20 protein-coding genes are annotated in these 18,126 nt (G+C 63.4%); 6 read left to right on the forward strand and 14 right to left on the reverse strand.

What is annotated here, in order from left to right:
- Window positions 1–55: 55 nt before the first annotated feature.
- Window positions 56–493, forward strand: a complete 438-nt coding sequence (locus tag ACK1VC_RS21285) for a CBS domain-containing protein (RefSeq protein WP_016484359.1) — start codon at window positions 56–58, stop codon at window positions 491–493.
- Between the two features lie 6 nt (window positions 494–499).
- Here ACK1VC_RS21285 and ACK1VC_RS21290 read toward each other — a convergent pair whose 3' ends face one another.
- The 3 genes from ACK1VC_RS21290 to ACK1VC_RS21300 form a co-directional block, all read right to left on the reverse strand.
- Window positions 500–1,138, reverse strand: coding sequence for a hypothetical protein (locus tag ACK1VC_RS21290; protein WP_023048232.1), 639 nt, complete (start codon window positions 1,136–1,138; stop codon window positions 500–502).
- Window positions 1,139–1,207: 69 nt separating this feature from the next.
- Window positions 1,208–1,450 (reverse strand): DUF2789 domain-containing protein, encoded by a 243-nt coding sequence (locus tag ACK1VC_RS21295; RefSeq protein ID WP_016484357.1) that lies wholly within the window; start codon window positions 1,448–1,450, stop codon window positions 1,208–1,210.
- A gap of 60 nt (window positions 1,451–1,510) precedes the next feature.
- Window positions 1,511–1,969, reverse strand: a complete 459-nt coding sequence (locus ACK1VC_RS21300; RefSeq protein WP_016484356.1) for an aminoacyl-tRNA deacylase — start codon at window positions 1,967–1,969, stop codon at window positions 1,511–1,513.
- 97 nt (window positions 1,970–2,066) lie between these two features.
- On the opposite strand from ACK1VC_RS21300, the gene ACK1VC_RS21305 reads away from it, so the two are divergent.
- Both ACK1VC_RS21305 and ACK1VC_RS21310 read left to right on the forward strand, forming a co-directional pair.
- The gene (locus ACK1VC_RS21305; RefSeq protein WP_449118037.1) at window positions 2,067–3,413 is read left to right on the forward strand and encodes an NfeD family protein; all 1,347 of its coding nucleotides are present in this window, start codon (window positions 2,067–2,069) and stop codon (window positions 3,411–3,413) included.
- Between the two features lie 2 nt (window positions 3,414–3,415).
- The gene (locus ACK1VC_RS21310) at window positions 3,416–4,168 is read left to right on the forward strand and encodes a slipin family protein (RefSeq protein ID WP_016484354.1); all 753 of its coding nucleotides are present in this window, start codon (window positions 3,416–3,418) and stop codon (window positions 4,166–4,168) included.
- 32 nt (window positions 4,169–4,200) lie between these two features.
- On the opposite strand, the gene ACK1VC_RS21315 is transcribed toward ACK1VC_RS21310, so the two are convergent.
- The 3 genes from ACK1VC_RS21315 to abc-f all read right to left on the reverse strand — a co-directional run bounded on the left by ACK1VC_RS21315 (window position 4,201) and on the right by abc-f (window position 7,529).
- Window positions 4,201–4,833, reverse strand: coding sequence for a LysE family transporter (locus tag ACK1VC_RS21315; RefSeq protein ID WP_016484353.1), 633 nt, complete (start codon window positions 4,831–4,833; stop codon window positions 4,201–4,203).
- A gap of 198 nt (window positions 4,834–5,031) precedes the next feature.
- Entirely contained in the window at window positions 5,032–5,619 is a 588-nt protein-coding gene (locus ACK1VC_RS21320) for a mechanosensitive ion channel family protein (protein WP_016484352.1), read from the reverse strand.
- Window positions 5,619–7,529: a ribosomal protection-like ABC-F family protein gene (gene abc-f, locus ACK1VC_RS21325; RefSeq protein WP_024717580.1), complete on the reverse strand. Its 1,911-nt coding sequence runs from the start codon at window positions 7,527–7,529 to the stop codon at window positions 5,619–5,621. Before abc-f ends, ACK1VC_RS21320 begins: the two co-directional genes overlap by 1 nt.
- A gap of 50 nt (window positions 7,530–7,579) precedes the next feature.
- Between abc-f and ACK1VC_RS21330 the strand changes: the two genes are divergently transcribed.
- On the forward strand, window positions 7,580–8,062 hold the full coding sequence (locus tag ACK1VC_RS21330) for a TIGR02444 family protein (protein WP_191087148.1): 483 nt from the start codon (window positions 7,580–7,582) through the stop codon (window positions 8,060–8,062).
- Here ACK1VC_RS21330 and ACK1VC_RS21335 read toward each other — a convergent pair.
- The gene (locus tag ACK1VC_RS21335) at window positions 8,038–9,111 is read right to left on the reverse strand and encodes an AlgP family protein (protein WP_191087147.1); all 1,074 of its coding nucleotides are present in this window, start codon (window positions 9,109–9,111) and stop codon (window positions 8,038–8,040) included. The genes ACK1VC_RS21330 and ACK1VC_RS21335 overlap by 25 nt on opposite strands.
- 179 nt (window positions 9,112–9,290) lie before the next feature.
- On the opposite strand from ACK1VC_RS21335, the gene ACK1VC_RS21340 reads away from it, so the two are divergent.
- Window positions 9,291–9,929, forward strand: coding sequence for an FKBP-type peptidyl-prolyl cis-trans isomerase (locus ACK1VC_RS21340; protein ID WP_191087146.1), 639 nt, complete (start codon window positions 9,291–9,293; stop codon window positions 9,927–9,929).
- Window positions 9,930–9,938: 9 nt separating this feature from the next.
- Here ACK1VC_RS21340 and ACK1VC_RS21345 read toward each other — a convergent pair whose 3' ends face one another.
- The 7 genes from ACK1VC_RS21345 to ACK1VC_RS21375 all read right to left on the reverse strand — a co-directional run bounded on the left by ACK1VC_RS21345 (window position 9,939) and on the right by ACK1VC_RS21375 (window position 16,394).
- Window positions 9,939–10,409 carry an Rsd/AlgQ family anti-sigma factor gene (locus ACK1VC_RS21345; RefSeq protein ID WP_016484347.1) on the reverse strand — a complete coding sequence of 157 codons (471 nt, stop codon included), beginning with the start codon at window positions 10,407–10,409 and terminating at the stop codon, window positions 9,939–9,941.
- A gap of 231 nt (window positions 10,410–10,640) precedes the next feature.
- A complete protein-coding gene (locus ACK1VC_RS21350; protein ID WP_016484346.1) occupies window positions 10,641–11,147 on the reverse strand; it encodes a disulfide bond formation protein B in 507 nt (168 codons plus the stop codon).
- Between the two features lie 219 nt (window positions 11,148–11,366).
- Entirely contained in the window at window positions 11,367–12,605 is a 1,239-nt protein-coding gene (locus tag ACK1VC_RS21355; RefSeq protein WP_191087145.1) for a heme biosynthesis protein HemY, read from the reverse strand.
- On the reverse strand, window positions 12,602–13,702 hold the full coding sequence (locus ACK1VC_RS21360; protein ID WP_016484344.1) for a uroporphyrinogen-III C-methyltransferase: 1,101 nt from the start codon (window positions 13,700–13,702) through the stop codon (window positions 12,602–12,604). The genes ACK1VC_RS21355 and ACK1VC_RS21360 overlap by 4 nt, the downstream gene beginning before the upstream one ends.
- Window positions 13,703–13,747: 45 nt before the next feature.
- Window positions 13,748–14,515: a uroporphyrinogen-III synthase gene (locus ACK1VC_RS21365; RefSeq protein WP_016484343.1), complete on the reverse strand. Its 768-nt coding sequence runs from the start codon at window positions 14,513–14,515 to the stop codon at window positions 13,748–13,750.
- A complete protein-coding gene (gene hemC, locus ACK1VC_RS21370) occupies window positions 14,512–15,453 on the reverse strand; it encodes a hydroxymethylbilane synthase (protein WP_016484342.1) in 942 nt (313 codons plus the stop codon). Before hemC ends, ACK1VC_RS21365 begins: the two co-directional genes overlap by 4 nt.
- A 197-nt stretch (window positions 15,454–15,650) precedes the next feature.
- Complete coding sequence (locus tag ACK1VC_RS21375; protein WP_016484341.1) at window positions 15,651–16,394, reverse strand: LytR/AlgR family response regulator transcription factor; 744 nt, start codon at window positions 16,392–16,394, stop codon at window positions 15,651–15,653.
- 296 nt (window positions 16,395–16,690) lie between these two features.
- Here ACK1VC_RS21375 and argH point away from each other — a divergent pair, with 296 nt between their 5' ends.
- The gene (argH, locus tag ACK1VC_RS21380) at window positions 16,691–18,085 is read left to right on the forward strand and encodes an argininosuccinate lyase (protein ID WP_016484340.1); all 1,395 of its coding nucleotides are present in this window, start codon (window positions 16,691–16,693) and stop codon (window positions 18,083–18,085) included.
- Window positions 18,086–18,126: the final 41 nt, after the last annotated feature.

The following is an 18,126-nucleotide window of genomic DNA, read 5'->3' on the forward strand; positions in this document are numbered from 1 at the left end:
TGCCGGATGCTTTAGTTACTCCGAGACAGCGCTTTTTTCACCCGCAGAGGCCCGTATGAAGACCGTCGAACAAATCCTCAAGACCAAGTCCCAGCACCAGACCGTATACACCATCGGCCCGGATGACTCGGTGCTTGACGCCCTGAAAATGCTGGCGGAGAAAAACGTCGGTGCGTTACCCGTGGTCGAGGGCAACCAGGTGGTGGGTATCGTCAGTGAACGGGACTATGCGCGCAAACTGGTACTCAAGGGCCGCTCTTCCGCCGCCACCCCGGTGCGCGAAATCATGAGTGCACCCGTGGTCACCGTGGAGCCAAAGCAGAAGCTCGATTTCTGCATGAACCTGATGACCGACCGTCACCTGCGTCACCTGCCGGTGGTCGACAACGGCAAACTGCTCGGCCTGCTGTCCATCGGCGACCTGGTCAAGGAAACCATCACCGAACAGGCCAGCCTGATTCGGCAACTGGAGCAGTACATCCGCGGCGAATGACGCCCCTCAATGGTAGGCGCGCTCAAGCTCATCCAGTTGATGGTCGAAGCTGCGAAGGCGTGCCGACCAGGTGTACACCAGCACTTCCAGGTCACGGTTGACCACTGCAGTATTGCCATGGCCACTGCAGGTGGGCTCGCCCAGGTCCAGCTGGTAGCGTTCACGGGCCATGGCCTGGGCCACGCTGGACAGGTCGCGGGCATTGGCCAGCCAATGGTGATGGTGGTCATGGATTTCACGGTCGAGCACCCGGCACTGGCGCTTCAAGGCATCAAGGCTCTGCTCCAGCGGTGTCCCCTTGAGCTCGCCCATGACTTCTTCGAACGTGCGGCCGGAATGCCAGTAGCTGCCCCAGAAATAGCGGTCGAATACCGTCTCGACGCGGCGTAGCGCCACCTTGGTGTTCCAGATGGTCAGCAACGTTCGCCCCTGAATCACTTCGCGCTTGTTCAGGTGCAACTGCTGCCAGGCGATCCAGGTCAGCGCCACCAGTACCACCGCCACGGTGACAGCCGCAGCCGCATACAGGAAATGCACCGCCTGGTTCATCTGTTGCGTCTGCCTGATGCCATAGAAGTAACTGGCCGTCAGGGTGCCCAGGATCGTCACGGAGCACCAGAAGCCTGGTGCATAGGGATCTTTCATCGCGCTATCCCCTTATTGTTTTCCTGAGCATAGCAACGGCCAATCACACGTCAGGTGCCGCTCGGCGCTTTATTTTTTGCGGGGATGCAGCGCTTCGTTCAGCTGGTCGATCATGGGTATCCAATCAGCGTCGGCGGTGTAGCTTTCCTTGAGAAAAGCGCGTTGAGAGTCGTTCCAGAATGGCGCGTCCACCAATTTCACATCCTCATCGAGCGGTGAATGGGTGGTGATGAAACGATCGATTTCTACCGGGTCGTCGGGAAGACCCAATTGTTTGAAAATTTCCGAAAATGGATGAATCGGCTTGTCCATGGTTCCTCCTGGGCACCAGTCTGGGCATCGACGACGCCAGACTGGTATAGGTTGAGAGCATCAGCACAGCTCGCGCACTTCGGCGTGCGGCACCAATTTCATGTACTGCTCCATGCTCATGTGGATCAGGTGATCGTGGTCACCCGCCTCCAGATAGACATCGCCCTGGCGTGTAAGACTCGGATCAAGCAACATTTTTATCTGGTAGGCGTCGCCAAGGGCCGGCACGGCGCCGCGCTCGCAGTCGCCGAACAGGCTCGGCAGGCCACTTTCGCGGGTCAGTTGCCAGGCCCCGGACATGCGCACCTTGGTCATGTCCAGATGCCGGTTGGCCGGTAGCACGGCCATGATGTAGTTGCCATGGCGGTCATCGAGCATCACCGACTTGGCCACCCGCTCGGCGGGTACGCCGGCCGTGCGCGCCGACTCAAGGCTGGTGGCCGAGTGTGGATGGGGAATGATGTCGTAGTCGCAGTTGGCCTTGTCCAGGCGGGCCTGCAGGGTCTTTGCCATACGCATGATGCACCTCCGGTTTCACCCCCAATCTGTAATTTTAGGCGGGGTAACGCCAACCAGGGCTAAACTTGTGTAATAGGGGCAAACGAGGTGACGACAGGTGATCGCCCGCTGCTGGCGCTGGCTGTTGCTGCTGTTACTGCTTGGCATCACGCCAGGTGGCCAGGCAGCGCCCGGTGCAGTGTGGGTGCTGGGCATCGATGATGCCATCGGGCCGGCCAGCGCCGACTACCTGATTCGCAGCCTCGGGCAGGCCCAGGCACAGGGCGCGCAACTGGTGGTGATCCGCATGGACACCCCCGGTGGCCTGGACAGCGCCATGCGTCAGATGATCAAAGCGATTCTCGCCAGCCCCGTGCCGGTTGCCACTTACGTCGCCCCGAGCGGTGCCCGCGCTGCCAGCGCCGGCACCTATATTCTCTACGCCAGCCATGTCGCCGCGATGGCCCCCGGGACCAACCTGGGTGCTGCCACGCCGGTGCAGATCGGCGGCCCCCCAGGTGCGCCCAAAGACGACAAGGCCAAGGGCAGCGATGATGAAACCCTGGCACGCAAGCGGGTTAACGACGCCACTGCGTATATTCGCGGCCTGGCGCAGCTGCGCGGGCGCAATGCCGACTGGGCGGAGAAGGCCGTGCGCGAGGCCGTCAGCCTGCCTGCCAGCGAGGCCTTGCGGTTGAATGTGATCGACCAGGTCGCCGATGACCTGCCCGCCCTGCTGCGCAAGCTCGATGGCAAAACGCTGGTGGTCGCTGGCCAGCCACGCCAGCTGCACACCGCCAGCGCCAGCCTGGTGGAGCACCTGCCGGATTGGCGCACACGGGTACTGGCGGTCATCACCAACCCCAGCGTGGCGCTTATTCTGATCATGATCGGTGTGTACGGGCTGCTGTTCGAATTCATGAGCCTCGGGTCTACGGTGGGTGGTGTGGTCGGTGGTATCTGCCTGCTCTTGGCACTTTACGCTCTACAACTGTTACCGGTGAGCTTCGCCGGGGTGGCGCTGATCGTGCTGGGTATCGCCTTCATGATCGCCGAAGCCTTTCTGCCCAGTTTCGGCGTGGTCGGTTTTGGCGGCATCGTGGCCTTTGTGGTCGGCGCGCTGATCCTGATCGATACCGATGCACCCGGTTTCGGCATCCCGCTGGCCTTGATAGGCACCCTGGGAGTGCTTTCGGCGCTGCTGATCGGCGGCGTGCTGGGCATGGCCCTCAAGGCACGTCAACGGGCACTGGTCAGCGGTGACGCCGGCCTTGTCGGCAGCCTGGTTCCCGTCACCCAGGTGATGGCAGGCAACCCGCTGCGTGGCGTCGTGCTGGCACAAGGCGAACAATGGCAAGTGCAGTGCGCAACGCCGCTGCAAGCTGGCCAGAACGTGCGGGTGACCGCACGCCATGGCGTGATGCTGGACGTGAGCCCCGCCGCGCCTGCGGTGCAAGGAGAATGACCATGTTCATGCAAGTTGGTTTTGGTGCCGTGCTGATCGTGCTGGCGATGCTGTTGCTGTCGGCGTTTCGCATCCTGCGCGAGTACGAGCGCGGTGTGGTGTTTCAGCTGGGGCGCTTTTGGCAGGTAAAGGGGCCGGGGTTGATCCTGTTGATCCCGGTGATCCAGCAAATGGTGCGGGTCGACCTGCGCACGGTGGTGCTGGATGTACCACCCCAGGATGTAATCACCCGCGACAACGTCTCGGTCAAGGTCAACGCGGTGCTCTACTTCCGCGTGCTCGACCCGCAAAAGGCGATAATCCAGGTGGAGGACTTTCTGGTAGCGACCAGCCAGTTGGCCCAGACCACGCTGCGTGCGGTGCTGGGCAAGCACGAACTGGATGAGCTGCTGGCCGAACGTGAGCAACTGAACGGGGACATTCGCCATGTGCTGGACGCGCAAACCGACGCCTGGGGCATCAAGGTGGCCAACGTCGAGATCAAGCATGTCGACCTCAACGAATCGATGGTACGCGCCATCGCCCGGCAGGCTGAAGCCGAACGCGAACGGCGGGCCAAGGTGATCCATGCCGAGGGGGAGTTGCAGGCGTCAGAGAAGCTGATGCAGGCGGCGCAAATGCTGGGCAAGGAACCGGGGGCAATGCAGTTGCGCTATATGCAGACGCTGGGGGCTATTGCGGGGGACAGGACCTCGACCATTGTCTTCCCGATGCCGGTGGACTTGCTGACAGGGTTGGTAGACAAGCAGAAATAGGGCTGGGGCCCGGACCAGGCCCCAGCGGTCTGTCAGAGAGGTGCGCGGCGCAGGGTCGCCAGGAAAGTGGCCGCACCAATGAACAACCCGGCAAAAGTCCGGTTGAGGCGCTTCTGCTGCTTGGGCGTACGCAGCAGGCGCAACACCCGCGAAGCCAACCCGGTGTACCCCGCCATCACCAGCATGTCCACGCTGATCATCGTCACAGTGATCGCCACATACTGCGGCAACAGCGGTGCATGCGGATTGATGAACTGCGGCAGCACCGCCAGCATGAACACCAGCGCCTTGGGGTTGCTGACGTTGACCAGGAACCCGCGGAACACCAGGCTCAGCGGTTTGCCGATAGGGCGCACGCCGGACTCATCGGACATGTCCATCGGCAAGGCGCGCCATTGCTTGTAGGCCAGGTAGACGAGGTAGGCAACGCCGAACCATTTGATGACCTGGAAGGCCGTGGCCGAGGCGGCCAGGATGGCGCCGACGCCGGCGGCAATGATGGCGATTTGCACAATCAGGCCCAGTTGCAGGCCCAGGGCGTTCCAGTAGCCACGCCAGAAGCCGTATTGCAGGCCGCTGGACATCGAGGCAATCGCCCCGGCACCGGGTGACAGGCTGATTACCCAACAGGCGGCAAAGAAGCCCAGCCATACTTCCATCGACATCACACACCTCGCTCGAACATTTGTTGCAAATCGTTAAGCTAAGGTTTTGGTGAAAAAATAACCAGCGATTTCTGATGGATTTTTGGGGCCTGTGCCGGCCTCTTCGCGGGCGCGCCCGCTCCCACAAGTACGGTGCAGTTTCAGACCCTGCGGGATACCTGTGGGAGCGGGCATGCCCGCGAAGGGGCCAGTACAGGTTCAGTCAGCTTCGGCAGCTGTTTCTTTGTGCAAGGCCTGCACCTCGGCCCCGCGCCAGCGCCGTACCGACTTCTGGAAGAACTGGCTATTGGGCACCTGCACCAGCGCCCCGCCCGCATCGGGCATTTCCAGCAAGGTGGTAAACAGCAGGTTGATGGCGATCACCCGGCCTTTCACCCCCGGTTTGTCCAGCGTGTCGACCAGCTCGACCACATCACCGATGCGAAACGGCCCGACCGTGAAGATCAGCACCGCGCACAGCAGGTTGGACAGCACGCTCCACATGGCGAAGAACGCCACCGCCGCCACCGCGACAAAGCCGGACAACGCCGTCCACAGCACGGTCGCCGAAACGCCCAGGCGCTCGAGCACGAACAGCAGCGCGCTGCCCATGATCAGCCAGCGCAGGCCACCACGCACCGGTACCAGCAGTTCTGGCGGCAGCGGGTAACGCTGGCCCAGGCGGCTCAACCCACGCGCAACGATGCGCTGCAGGACGAAAGCCGCGACCAGGATCAACAGAATCTGCAAGCCCAGCCAGAACGTGTCCATCCATTGCCCTGGCAGCAGCGAACGCAGTTCCTCCATCAGGACAGCGCCTCGAGTTCGGCCTGCATGCTTTCGAGGGTTTCCAGCGCTTCCATCCAGGCTTCTTCCAGCTCACCTTCGCGTTGCTTGAGCTTGGTCTGGCGCGCCAGCAGGTCACGCAACTCGTCCTTGCGCGCCGCCTCGTAGAGGCCACCGTCACCCAGCGCGGTCTCGATCTCGGCCAGTTGCACATGCACCTGGTTGAGCTCGGTTTCCAGCTTGTCGGCAGCTTTCTTGTGCGGTGCCAGTTGCTGGCGCAAGGCCGCGGCAGCTTGACGCTGGGCTTTCTTGTCGGTCTTGTCCGGGTTGACCGGGGCGGTACTGACCGGCGCACTGCGCTGGCGGTACTCGACCAGCCAGCGGCTGTAGTCGTCCAGGTCTCCGTCGAAGGTTTCGACCTTGCCGTCGGCCACCAGCAAAAAGTCGTCGGTGGTGCTCTTGAGCAGGTGACGGTCGTGAGACACCACCACCACGGCACCGGCAAACTCCTGCAACGCCATGGTCAGCGCCAGGCGCATTTCCAGGTCAAGGTGGTTGGTTGGTTCATCGAGCAGCAGCAGGTTTGGCCGTTCCCAGGCAATCAGCGCCAGCGCCAGACGGGCCTTTTCGCCACCGGAAAAGTTCACAACCGGCTCGTCGGTGCGAGCGCCATGGAAGTCGAAGCCACCGAGGAAGTCGCGCAGGGTCTGTTCGCGCTCGGTGGGGGCAATACGCTGCAGGTGCAGCAGCGGGCTGGCCTTGTCGTCCAGCGAGTCCAGCTGGTGCTGGGCAAAGTAGCCAACAGCCAGGTTCTCGCCACGTACCAGGCGGCCAGACAACGGCTCCAACTCACCCGCAAGGTTCTTGATCAGGGTCGACTTGCCGGCGCCGTTGGGCCCGAGCAGGCCAATGCGCGCACCTGGGGTGAGCTGCAGCTTGACCTTGTCGAGGATGGCCGTGTCGCCATAACCCAGGCGGCCTTCGGACATGCTCAGCAACGGGCTGGAGATTTTCTGCGACTCACGGAAGACGAAGTCGAACGGCGAGTCGACATGCGCCGCCGACAGCTCCTCCATGCGCTCCAGGGCCTTGATCCGGCTTTGTGCCTGGCGGGCCTTGGTGGCCTGGGCCTTGAAACGGGCGATGTACTTTTCCATGTGCGCGCGCTGCGCCTGCTGCTTCTCGTAGGCCTGCTGCTGCTGCGCCAGGCGTTCGGCACGGGTGCGCTCGAAGGCGGTGTAACCACCCTTGTACAGGTTCAGCTTGCGCTGTTCGACGTGCAGCACGTGGTCGACCACCGCGTCGAGGAAGTCACGGTCGTGGGAGATCAGCAACAGTGTGCCGGGGTAGCCTTTGAGCCAGTCTTCCAGCCACAGGATGGCGTCGAGGTCCAGGTGGTTGGTGGGCTCGTCGAGCAGCAGCAGGTCGGACGGGCACATCAGAGCCTGGGCCAGGTTCAGGCGCATCCGCCAGCCGCCGGAAAAGTCGCCGACGCGGCGGTCCATCTGCTCGTTGGTGAAGCCCAGCCCAGCCAGCAATTTGCGCGCGCGGGCATCGGCGGTATAGCCGTCGGCGCCTTCCAGCTCACTGTGCAGGCGCGCCAGGGCGGTGCCATCGTGCGCCTGCTCGGCCGCGGCCAGTTCGGCCTGGACCTTGCGCAGGCGCGCATCGCCGTCGAGCACATAGTCCACGGCCAGGCGGTCGAGGGTGTCGACCTCCTGACGCATGTGGGCGATGCGCCAGTCGCCAGGCAGCAGGCAATCGCCGCCATCGGGCGACAGCTCACCGCGCAGCAAGGCGAACAGGCTGGATTTTCCGGCGCCGTTGGCGCCGATCAGGCCGGCCTTGTGACCGGCGTGCAGGGTCATGTCGGCGCCGTCTAGCAAGCGCTGCGGACCACGCTGTAAAGTGAGGTTGGATAGTCTGATCATGATGGTCGCGGAGTCTACCAGCTTCCTCGGCCCATAGCGCGAGTGGAACCATGCACACCGACCTGTGGAATTACGCTTTGGCCCTGTATGCCAGGCCTGGCGTGGAAGCGGCCTGCCTTGAGCTGCAGGCGCAGGGTGGCGATGTTTGCCTGCTGCTATGCGCAACCTGGCTGCAATCACGTGCTGTGGCTGTGCTGGAGGAGCGCGTGCAAGCACTGCACGAAATGGCCGAGCCGTGGCAGCGCGAAGTGGTCACTCCACTCCGCAGCCTGCGCCAGCAATGGCGAGCGGCAGCGTTGGGAGATACGCAGCTGGCGTCGTTGCGTGAACAGGTGAAGGGGCTGGAGTTGCAGGCAGAAAGAACTTTGCTGGAGCGCTTGCAGGAATTCGCCCAAAAGTGGCCCGCAGGCTCCAGGGAGCCCACGGACGACTGGCTGGCCCGGCTGGCGCCGGCCCCTGTCCGACACCACGACGCGCTGGATCAGTTGCGCGTCGCGGCGACTGCGCTTCAGGACGCCGAAGAGGGTGCCTGAGCCGGGGTGCTGGCGGGTGCCGACGGCGCTGCCGACGAGGCCGGGTTGGCCGAGTTGGTTGCTGCAGCCGGGGTGCTGGCGGCTGGCGCAGCAGGTTTGGCGTCGGCTGGCTTGCTGGCAACAGGCTTGGCGGCAGCTGGCTTGGCGGCCGTGTGTGCTGGAGCCTTGGCAGCAGCTGGTTTAGCAGCTGGTTTAGCAGCGGATTTCGCGGCAGCAGCTTTGGCTGGCGCTGGCTTGGCGGCAGGTTTGACAGCGGCAGCAGGCTTGGCGGCAGCAGTGGCTTTGGCCGCTGGCTTGGCCGCAGCAGTAGCCTTGGCAGCTGGCTTGGCCGCAGGTTTGGCTGCAGCAGTAGCCTTGGCAGCCGGCTTGGCGGCAGGTTTAGCTGCAGCAGTAGCCTTGGCAGCCGGCTTGGCGGCAGGTTTGGCAGCAGCAGTAGCCTTGGCAGCCGGCTTGGCGGCAGGTTTGGCAGCAGCAGTGGCCTTGGCAGCTGGCTTGGCGGCAGGTTTGGCAGCAGCAGCGGACCTGGCAGCTGGCTTAGCGGCAGGTTTGGCAGCAGCCGTGGACCTGGCAGCTGGCTTAGCGGCAGGTTTGGCAGCAGCAGTGGACCTGGCAGCTGGCTTGGCAGCAGCAGGCTTGGTGGTTTTGGCGGCACGCAGGTCAAGGGCCTTGGCGGCTGCTTCGCGAACTTTGCCTACACCTTGGGCCAGCTTGAGGCTGTCCTGAGCGTCGCGCTTGAGTTGCTGGATATAAGTACGGGTCTGGGTTTGGCGTTCCTTGAGGGAATCGAGTAGCTCTTCAAGTTCGCCAACGGCTTTTTGCGCTTTGGTCTGCGCCTTGGCTTTACCCGCCTTGGCGGCATCCTGCAGTTTCAGGCGACCGGTGTGCAGTTTTTCCTGGGCCTTGCCACGCTGCTTTTCCAATTTGGCCAGCAGTTTTTCCGCATCAGCCAGCGCTTGCGAGCAGGCATCTTCCAAGTGTTCGAGCAGGCTGCCCGAAAGTTGCTGGAGCAGGTGTAACGGCGTACTTACTGGCTTCTTTTTGGCCGACATGGTTTACCTCCTGGCTGACGAGATTGCGGCTCATACTATGCTTCTGCTGCTACCGCCGCTAGGGCATGTTGACAGTAATATTTACGCCGCGTTGCATGCCTGGGCAAAGTTGTTATCTTGCAGCTGCGTGAAAGTGTAGTTGCTGAATTAATCATTGCTGATATTTGGGAGTCAGGGCATTGCCTCGATATCTTGTATTAGGTTTATGCCTGCTGGTGCCAGTTGCAATGGCCGACAGCAACGACCATGACCTTGCCTACAGCCTGGGGGCCAGCCTGGGTGAGCGCCTGCGCCAGGATATGCCTGGCCTGCAACTGGATGCACTGGTCGAAGGCCTGAAGCAGTCCTATCAGGGGCAACCCCTGAAGCTCGACAAGGCACGCATGCAGGCCGTGCTCCAGCAGCACGAAGCACAGGCAGGTGACGCCGCCACGCAGAAGTTGCAGGCAGCCGAAACGCGCTTCATGGCCAACGAGCGTGGCCGTTATGGGGTACGCGAACTACCGGAAGGTGTGCTCTACAGCGAGCTGCAGCCAGGCACTGGCGCCCAGCCCAAAGCGGGCGGCAAAGTGCAGGTACGTTATGTGGGCAGGCTGCCGGATGGCTCTGTGTTCGACCAGAACCAGACGCCCCAGTGGTTCAGCCTGGACTCGGTGATCGAAGGGTGGCAGGTGGCCTTGCCAAGGATGCACGCCGGAGCCAAATGGCGCCTGGTAATTCCGTCGGCGCAGGCCTATGGCGCGCAAGGCGCGGGTGACCTTATCGCACCGTATACACCCCTGGTGTTCGAGATCGAATTGCTGGCGGTTGGCGACTGACGTCAACTCTCACGCCTGGACTGCTCCCTCTTCCTTGTGTGCGTTGTGCAGCACCTCGATCAGGCAGTCTTCAAGTTCGAAGCGCTCGTGCAACAGCCCGCCCAACTTGCCCAGCTTTTCGGCGAAGCGTTCGGTGTCCTTGCACTCACCCTTGGTGCATTGGTCATTGAAGGCCAGTGCGACCTGGGTACTGTCGTTGATCCGTGGGTTGAGTTCTTCAGCCAGCTTCAGCGCTTTCTCGTCTCCGAAAGCCTTGGCCTCGCTGACCAGCTGCTCGCAAACTTCGAAGTGCCACGCCGAAACGTAGTCGACCAGAAGTGCGCAAAAGTCTCCGTTGGTGTCCTTGTCGGCAAAGGCTGGCTTCAAATCGCGCAAGCCGCGGAAAGCCTGCACCAGTTGCCGGCGCTCCTCCAGCCAACGGTCGATCAGCTTGTGAACCCCACCCCAGCGTTCCTGGGCGTTCTGACAACTATCGAGCATGGCGATCTCTTCCCTTCTGGGTAGATGCCGCTGCACCCCGCACCACAACCGTGCGGCACAAAGGTGACATCAGCAGGACGGCATCGAGCAGTTGTATTTTCGGTATGCGTGCTGGGAGATTATTCCCACGCGTGCTGCCCATCAAGGTACGCAGCAGACAAAGTTCATACAAGTGTTTAATCCCCTGTTACATCACCATTGGTCGCGGTAATGACGTGGCCTTGCTTCAGGTCATGCTCGTGCCAGGGTGCGGAAACGATACGCCAGCAGGTAACTCAGGGGCAGCACCGCCAGAAGCAGGAAGGCCAACAGGCTCCACTCCGGTAACGTCAGGTCGAGAAAGCTCCAGGTCAGCGAGCTGCAATCAGGCCCACCCAGCAGCAATTGCCGTGCTGCCTCAGCCCAGGATTGCTCGAACACCCGCCCGATCGGCACCGGGCAAACATGAATGACACCCTCAGCGCCCTGCACCCAGACATGCCGTGCTGCCAGCAAAGCGCCCGCCAGCGAGCAGCCCAGTACCCCCTGCGCGTAACGAACGGTACCCTGCGTGCCCGGTGCCTGCAGCACGGCTGCGAGGCACAGCAGCGCGTACACACCAAGCAACAAACGCTGGCTGAAGCACAATGGGCACGGCACCAGCCCCACTGTGGTTTCCAGGCGCAAAGACGCAACCAGCACCGCCAGTGCGACCAGGCAGGCAGGAAGGAAAAAGGTGCGCAAACGGGCCGGCAGCATGGACGTTGAAGATCCGCAAGAAGTGGTGACTTGAAACGGTAGAGGAAAGACACGCTTTGTTTCAAGGCACGACAACAACGACAAGTCCCTGAATCGCGTAGGAAATTTCCAGCGATGCAGTAGGAAGCACCTGAAGAAAGGGACTGCTGATAGCGCTGGCCGCAAGAGATAAATTACCCGCCCCCACAGCCCGCACCTTGGCGCGGGCTGTGGGGTGGGTCAGGCGCGTACCCCTTCTGGCAAAGGCAGCGCCAGCAGGCGTTCGTCCAGCAGGCCAAGGCCCTCCTGGAACAGCTGGTTGCTGCGCTCGGTCTCGCCAAGACCCGCGAGCAGGCGGGCCAGTTCGGCGCAAGCCTCGGGGTTGCGCTCCGTGCGCAGGCTGCTTTCCAGGTAGTCTCGCGCCTTGCCCCACAGGCGGTTCTGCAGGCTCAGCCGGCCCAGGGTCAGCAGCAGGCTGGCATCTTGCGGGTGCTCTTTGAGCCAACCTTCAGCAGTTTGCAGCTGGCGCGCCGGATCATCACCGCGCACCAGGCCGTACAGCCGGGCCAGGTGGCTTTCGTATTCACGCTTGAGGGCGGTGCGCAGCACTTGCTCGGCCTCGCCTTGGGCACCCACCTGGCGCAATTGCTCGGCGTAAGCCAGCACCAGTTGCGGCTCCTGGCGCTGGGCCGTGGTCAGCTGCTGCCAAGCGCGTTCCAAGGCCTGACGTGCAGTTTGCGCGTCCTCGCCACGGGTGGTGGCCAGGCTTAGGTTCTGGCCCCAGGCACGTTGCTCCAGGGCGGCCAGCTCGGCGGCCGGCAGCACCTTGCCCTTGCGCAGATCTGGCAGCAGGCGGATCAGTGCCGACCAGTCACCACGCTCCAGGTGCAGGCGCTGCAGCAGGCGCAGCACCTGGGTGTTGTGCGGGTGGCGCTCCTGCATGGCCAACAGGGTTTCCAGGGCGCCATCATTTTCACCACGGTCCATCTGCAACTGCGCATGGGTCAGGGCAATGGCCAGTTCTGCTTGCGGCTGACGCTCCAGGGCGCGCTCCAGCAGGTTGTCGCTGTCTTCGGTGCGGCCTTGCTCGTTGGCAGCGCGTGCGGCGCCGAGGTAGTACAGCAACGGTTGGCGCTCGGCCTCGGCGGCACGTTGCAAGTGGCGTTGAGCACTGGCCCAGCGGCCCTCGGCAAGGTCCAGCTGGCCCTGTTCGATGGCCAGGCGAATGCGCCGGCTGCGGTTACGCCGCGACCACGGGTTGACCACGCCGCTGGAGGTTAGCACCAGGCCGACCAGATAACGCAACAACCACAACAATGCGACCACGGCCAGCAGGCCGGCCAATGCCGCCCACAGCCCCGATTGATAGCGGAAGCTTCCATAGGAAAGCAGTACGTAGCCGCTGTGTTTGGCGACCGCGATACCCAGCGCCGCGGCAATCACGATGGCCAGCACGGCCAGCAGGTAGACACGCTTCATGGCTTGCCCCCTTCAGCCTCGGCCGGCAGGTGACGGCGCTGAATGTAGGCCTGCACGGCCGCCAGGCTTTCGCTGAGGTCGGGGGTAACCACCGACACCGGCTGATCGGCCAAGGCATTGAGGCTGTCGAGCATGGCCTTGCTTTGCGGGTTGTCGGCGTTGAAGTTGGCCAGCAAGACGCTGCGAGCGTCGTCCAGCGCCTGGGTGTATACCTTGGCGTCACCATTGAGGGCCGCCCACTGGGCCTGCTCGATGGTCAGGCTCAGGGCCAGGCGCAGCTGATTCAGCTGCTGCCCAGCCAGCAACGGCCGCACGTTTTCGTCAGCGTTGAAGTCGATCTGGAAGTACTTGGAGATTTCTGCCCACCACTGCGACAGCCGGCTGGCACCATCGCCGTCAGCGGTCAGGGCGCCCAAGGCATCGGCATTGCTGTCGAACTCGGGCGATTGCGCGCTCAGCTGCTGTACCTGCTCACGTTGAGCAGCCAGTTTCAGGAACAGGCCGGTACGGTCCGGTTGCTGGGTGCTGCTGAGCGTGGCCAGGCTGCGCGCCAGTTGCTCGCGGGCCGCGAAAGCACCCGGGTCGCTCTGCTCGCGCAGGATCTCGTCGGCGCCTTCGACCAGTGCCTTGGCGCTGGTGATGTCCTGCAAGGCCGACAGGCGCAGGGTCGCCAGGCGTAGCAGGTGCTCGGCTTCCGCCAGGCGCCACTCCTTGCGGCTCTCTCCCAGCACGGTTTCCAGGCGCTGGCTGAGGCGCTGCTGGTCGCCCTGCAGCTGCGCCACCAGGCGCCGACGGTCTTCCAGCTCGCTGGCAGCCGGCAGGCTGGCCAGTTGCGCACTGATCTGCTGTTCGCGCTGCTGCAGGGCTTCGGCGCGCTGGTTCAGCGCCTCGATGTGCTGGCCCTGATTGAACTCGCTGCCTTGCAGTTGACGCACCTGCCAGACACCCCAGCCACCTACCGCCACCCCGGCCGCACCCAGCAGCAAGGCCAGCGCTGCCAGGCCACTGCCGGAGCGCTTGGCAGGTGGGGCGGTGACGGGTTCCGCCGGCGCCTGTGCCGACGGCTGATCGTTATTGGACAAGACAGTCTCGCTCACGTATCCATCCTTTGCATGGGGGCGCATCGCGTTCAGCTTAGCGCCTTAAGAAGCAGGTGCAGCGCTGCGCTGCACGGCTGCCAGCAAGGCCGTGGCACTGGCGCCACGGCAATCCACAACCTGTTGGGCCCCGGCGGCCCTGGCCTGTTCGGCTACCCGCGGGCTGGGCACGAACAACGGCAGGCGTGCCAGCTGCGGCCAATCGGCGCCGGCCAGCTGCTGCAAATGTTCAAAACCCTGCCCACTGCTGACCACCAGGCCATTGAGGCGTTCCGCTTCGATGCGGCGCTTCAGGGTGCCTGCGGGGTAAACCGGCAGGCAGCGACGATACAGTTCCAGATATTCGACACTAGCACCTTGCTCGGCAAGACGCTCTGCCAGCAGTTCGCGACCTCCGACGCCGCGAACGACCAAGACACGCGCTGCGGGCACGGCAACTGCCTGAAGCAGGGCCGGTAGTGCCAGCAAGGCTTCGCTATCATCGCCACGCGACGGAGTGCTCACCGCCAGCCCGGCCCCTTGCAGCACCGCAGCGGTTGCCTCACCCACGGTGAACCAGCCTTGCCGAGGCGGCTGCGTGCCGGCTTTGGCCAGATGCTCAAGCAGCAACCGGGCAGCCGGCTTGCTGACCACGATGATCGCCTGAAAGCCATGCAGGCCCTCCAGAAGCAGTCGTTGCCGGGGCTCTGCGGTGACGGGCTCTATCGCCAGCAGCGGCAGGCAGCTGCTGCCCACCCCCGCTGCCGCCAGGCTTTGCGCCAGTGCCGCACAATCCTCGGCAGGCCGGGTCAGCAACAGGCGCCATTGGCTCACGGGTGGCCGGCCTCGCCGTAGACTTCCTTGAGGATGGCCTCGGCACCTTGGTCCAGCAGGTCTTCGGCCACCTGTACACCCAGGGTCTCGGCAGCAGCACGGGGGGCACGGGCATCGGCCACCAGCAGGGTACCGCCGCTAGGCTGGCCGACCAGGCCTCGCAGCCACAGCTGGTTACCTTCGAGTACCGCGTAGCAGGCGATCGGCACTTGGCAGCCGCCATTCAGGCGTTTGTTCAGGGCCCGTTCGGCCACCACCCGGTCGGCGGTGTCGGCATGGTGCAGCGGCGCCAGCAGTGCATGGATCTCGACGTCCGCGCTGCGGCACTCGATGCCTACTGCGCCCTGGCCCCCAGCTGGCAGGCTGTCGTCAACGCTGATGGTGGCGGTGATGCGGTCTTCGAAGCCCAGGCGGATCAGGCCGGCGGCGGCGAGGATGATGGCGTCGTACTCGCCGGCGTCCAGCTTGGCCAGGCGAGTGTTGACGTTGCCACGCAGAAAGCGGATTTGCAGGTCCGGGCGGCGCGCCAGCAACTGGGCCTGGCGGCGCAGGCTGGAGGTACCGACGATGCTGCCGGCAGGCAGCGCTTCAAGGCTGTCAAAGGTATTGGAAACGAACGCATCACGCGGGTCTTCGCGCTCGCAGATGCAGTACAGGCCCAGGCCTTCGGGAAAGTCCATGGGCACGTCTTTCATCGAATGCACGGCGATGTCGGCTTCGTTGTCCAGCAGGGCGGTTTCCAGTTCCTTGACGAACAGGCCCTTGCCGCCAATTTTTGCCAGCGGCGCGTCGAGCAGCTTGTCACCACGACTGACCATGGGCACCAGGGTCACCAGCAGACCGGGGTGGGCCTGCTCGAGGCGGGCTTTGACGTATTCGGCCTGCCATAGGGCCAAGGCACTTTTACGGGTGGCAATGCGGATTTCGCGAGTGGACATGGAACGCCCCGATCCAGAGAAATGCCGCCGATGATAACAGCATCTCCTTTATCGCTTGCAGATGTGGATCAGTTGAGGGCCTCTTCGCGGCTAAAGCCGCTCCCACAGGGTGAAGTGCCGCTCTCCAGGCCTATTCAACCTGTGGGAGCGGCTTTACCCGCGAACAAGGGCGCAGCCCTTGCCATGCGGGCACCGTATCAGAGGGTCTGCATCATCTTGCGCACGCCGGCTACATGCCGGCGGCTGACGGTCAGGGCATCGCCGTCCAGGCCTTTCAGGTACAGTTGAAAGTGCCCCAGCGGGGTGCGCTGCAGGCGTTCGATACGCTCGCGGGCGACCAGCGCATTACGGTGGATGCGCACGAAGCGCTCGCCAAATTCGTCTTCCAGGGCTTTGAGCGGCTCGTCGAGCAGCACTTCCCCGGTTTCATGACGCAAGGTCACGTACTTGTGATCGGCAATGAAGTAGATCACTTGCGGCAAAGGGATCAACTCGATGCCTTTGCGGGTGCGGGCACTGATGTGGCTACGTGGGCCGCCACCTTCGTTGGCCGGCCGGGTAAGCGCCGCCAGCTGGGCGCGGTTGGGTTTTTCGGCCTTGCGCAAGGCATCGCGCAACGCCTGGGCCTGGAACGGCTTGTTCACATGGCTGAGGGTACTGTCCTTGAATGCCTCGGCACCGTATTCATCATCCCCGGTGCAAAACACCACCGCCGGCGGCGCCTCGCGTTCGCACAGGCGAGCAGCTACCTGCAGGCCATCCAGGCCTGGCAGACCGATGTCCAGCAGGACCACATCGGGCTTGAGGCTTTCGATCAGCGCTAGGGCCTCCTCGCCGTTGGTGGCGCTAGGCTCCAGCACGGTGTAACCCTCCAGTTCGCCGAGCAGCCGGCTGAGGCGTTCACGGCCTTGGGGTTCGTCATCAACGATCAGGACATTCATAATTGCGCTGGATTCCTGAATGAGTCTCGCACAGGTATAGCGTAGACAGGTGTGGTTCGAGCGACACTGCGGTCACGCTCTAGACCGGTGCGATGGCCAAAGATTCACTCGGACGGCAGATTCACCGCCAGTCCTTTGTCCAACTGTAGACGGTCCGTGGAACACTGCCGTTCATTCCTTAAAATCCTTCTCTGCCATTTTCCGGGCATTTCTGTCGACCGGCGCCCTGCGGCAGCCAGCCCAACCCTGCTATTATCGGCGCCACTTTTTCGTTCACGCCTGCAATGAGTGAATCCATGAGCACCGACAAGACCAATCAGTCCTGGGGCGGCCGCTTCAGTGAGCCCGTCGACGCCTTCGTCGCCCGTTTCACCGCCTCGGTCGATTTCGACAAGCGCCTGTACCGCCACGACATCATGGGTTCGATCGCCCATGCCACCATGCTGGCGCAGGTCGGCGTGCTCAGCGATGCCGAGCGCGACACCATCATTGATGGCCTGAAGACCATCCAGGGCGAAATCGAAGCCGGCAAGTTCGACTGGCGCGTCGACCTCGAAGACGTGCACATGAACATCGAAGCACGCCTGACCGACCGCATCGGCATCACCGGCAAGAAGCTGCACACCGGCCGCAGCCGCAACGACCAGGTGGCCACCGATATCCGCCTGTGGCTGCGCGACGAAATCGACCTGATCCTGGCCGAAATCACCCGCCTGCAGCAGGGCCTGCTGGAGCAGGCCGAGCGTGAAGCCGAAACCATCATGCCCGGTTTCACCCACCTGCAGACGGCCCAGCCGGTCACCTTCGGCCACCACCTGCTGGCCTGGTTCGAAATGCTCAGCCGCGACTACGAGCGCCTGGTCGACTGCCGCAAGCGCACCAACCGCATGCCCCTGGGCAGCGCCGCGCTGGCGGGCACCACCTACCCGATCGACCGCGAGCTCACCTGCAAGCTGCTGGGCTTCGAAGCCGTGGCCGGCAACTCGCTGGACGGCGTGTCGGACCGTGATTTCGCCATCGAATTCTGCGCCGCTGCCAGCGTGGCGATGATGCACCTGTCGCGCTTCTCGGAAGAGCTGGTGCTGTGGACCAGCGCGCAGTTCCAGTTCATCGACCTGCCGGACCGCTTCTGCACCGGCAGCTCGATCATGCCGCAGAAAAAGAACCCGGACGTACCAGAGCTGGTACGTGGCAAGAGCGGCCGCGTGTTCGGCGCGCTGACCGGCCTGCTGACCCTGATGAAAGGCCAGCCGCTGGCCTACAACAAGGACAACCAGGAAGACAAGGAGCCGCTGTTCGACGCTGCCGACACCCTGCGCGACTCGCTGCGTGCGTTTGCCGACATGATCCCGGCGATCAAGCCCAAGCATGCCATCATGCGTGAAGCGGCCCTGCGCGGGTTCTCCACCGCCACCGACCTGGCCGACTACCTGGTACGCCGTGGCCTGCCGTTCCGTGACTGCCACGAAATCGTTGGCCATGCGGTGAAGTACGGTGTGGACACCGGCAAGGACCTGGCCGAGATGAGCCTGGATGAACTGCGCCAGTTCAGCGACCAGATCGAGCAGGACGTGTTTGCCGTGCTGACCCTGGAAGGCTCGGTGAATGCCCGTGACCACATTGGTGGTACGGCACCGGCGCAGGTACGTGCTGCCGTTGTTCGTGGCAAGGCGCTGCTGGCTTCCCGTTAAGCCAGCCTCGCTGCCCTGCTTTTTGCAGGAGCAGCCTTGTG

This window comes from Pseudomonas sp. XP2 (assembly GCF_053557975.1).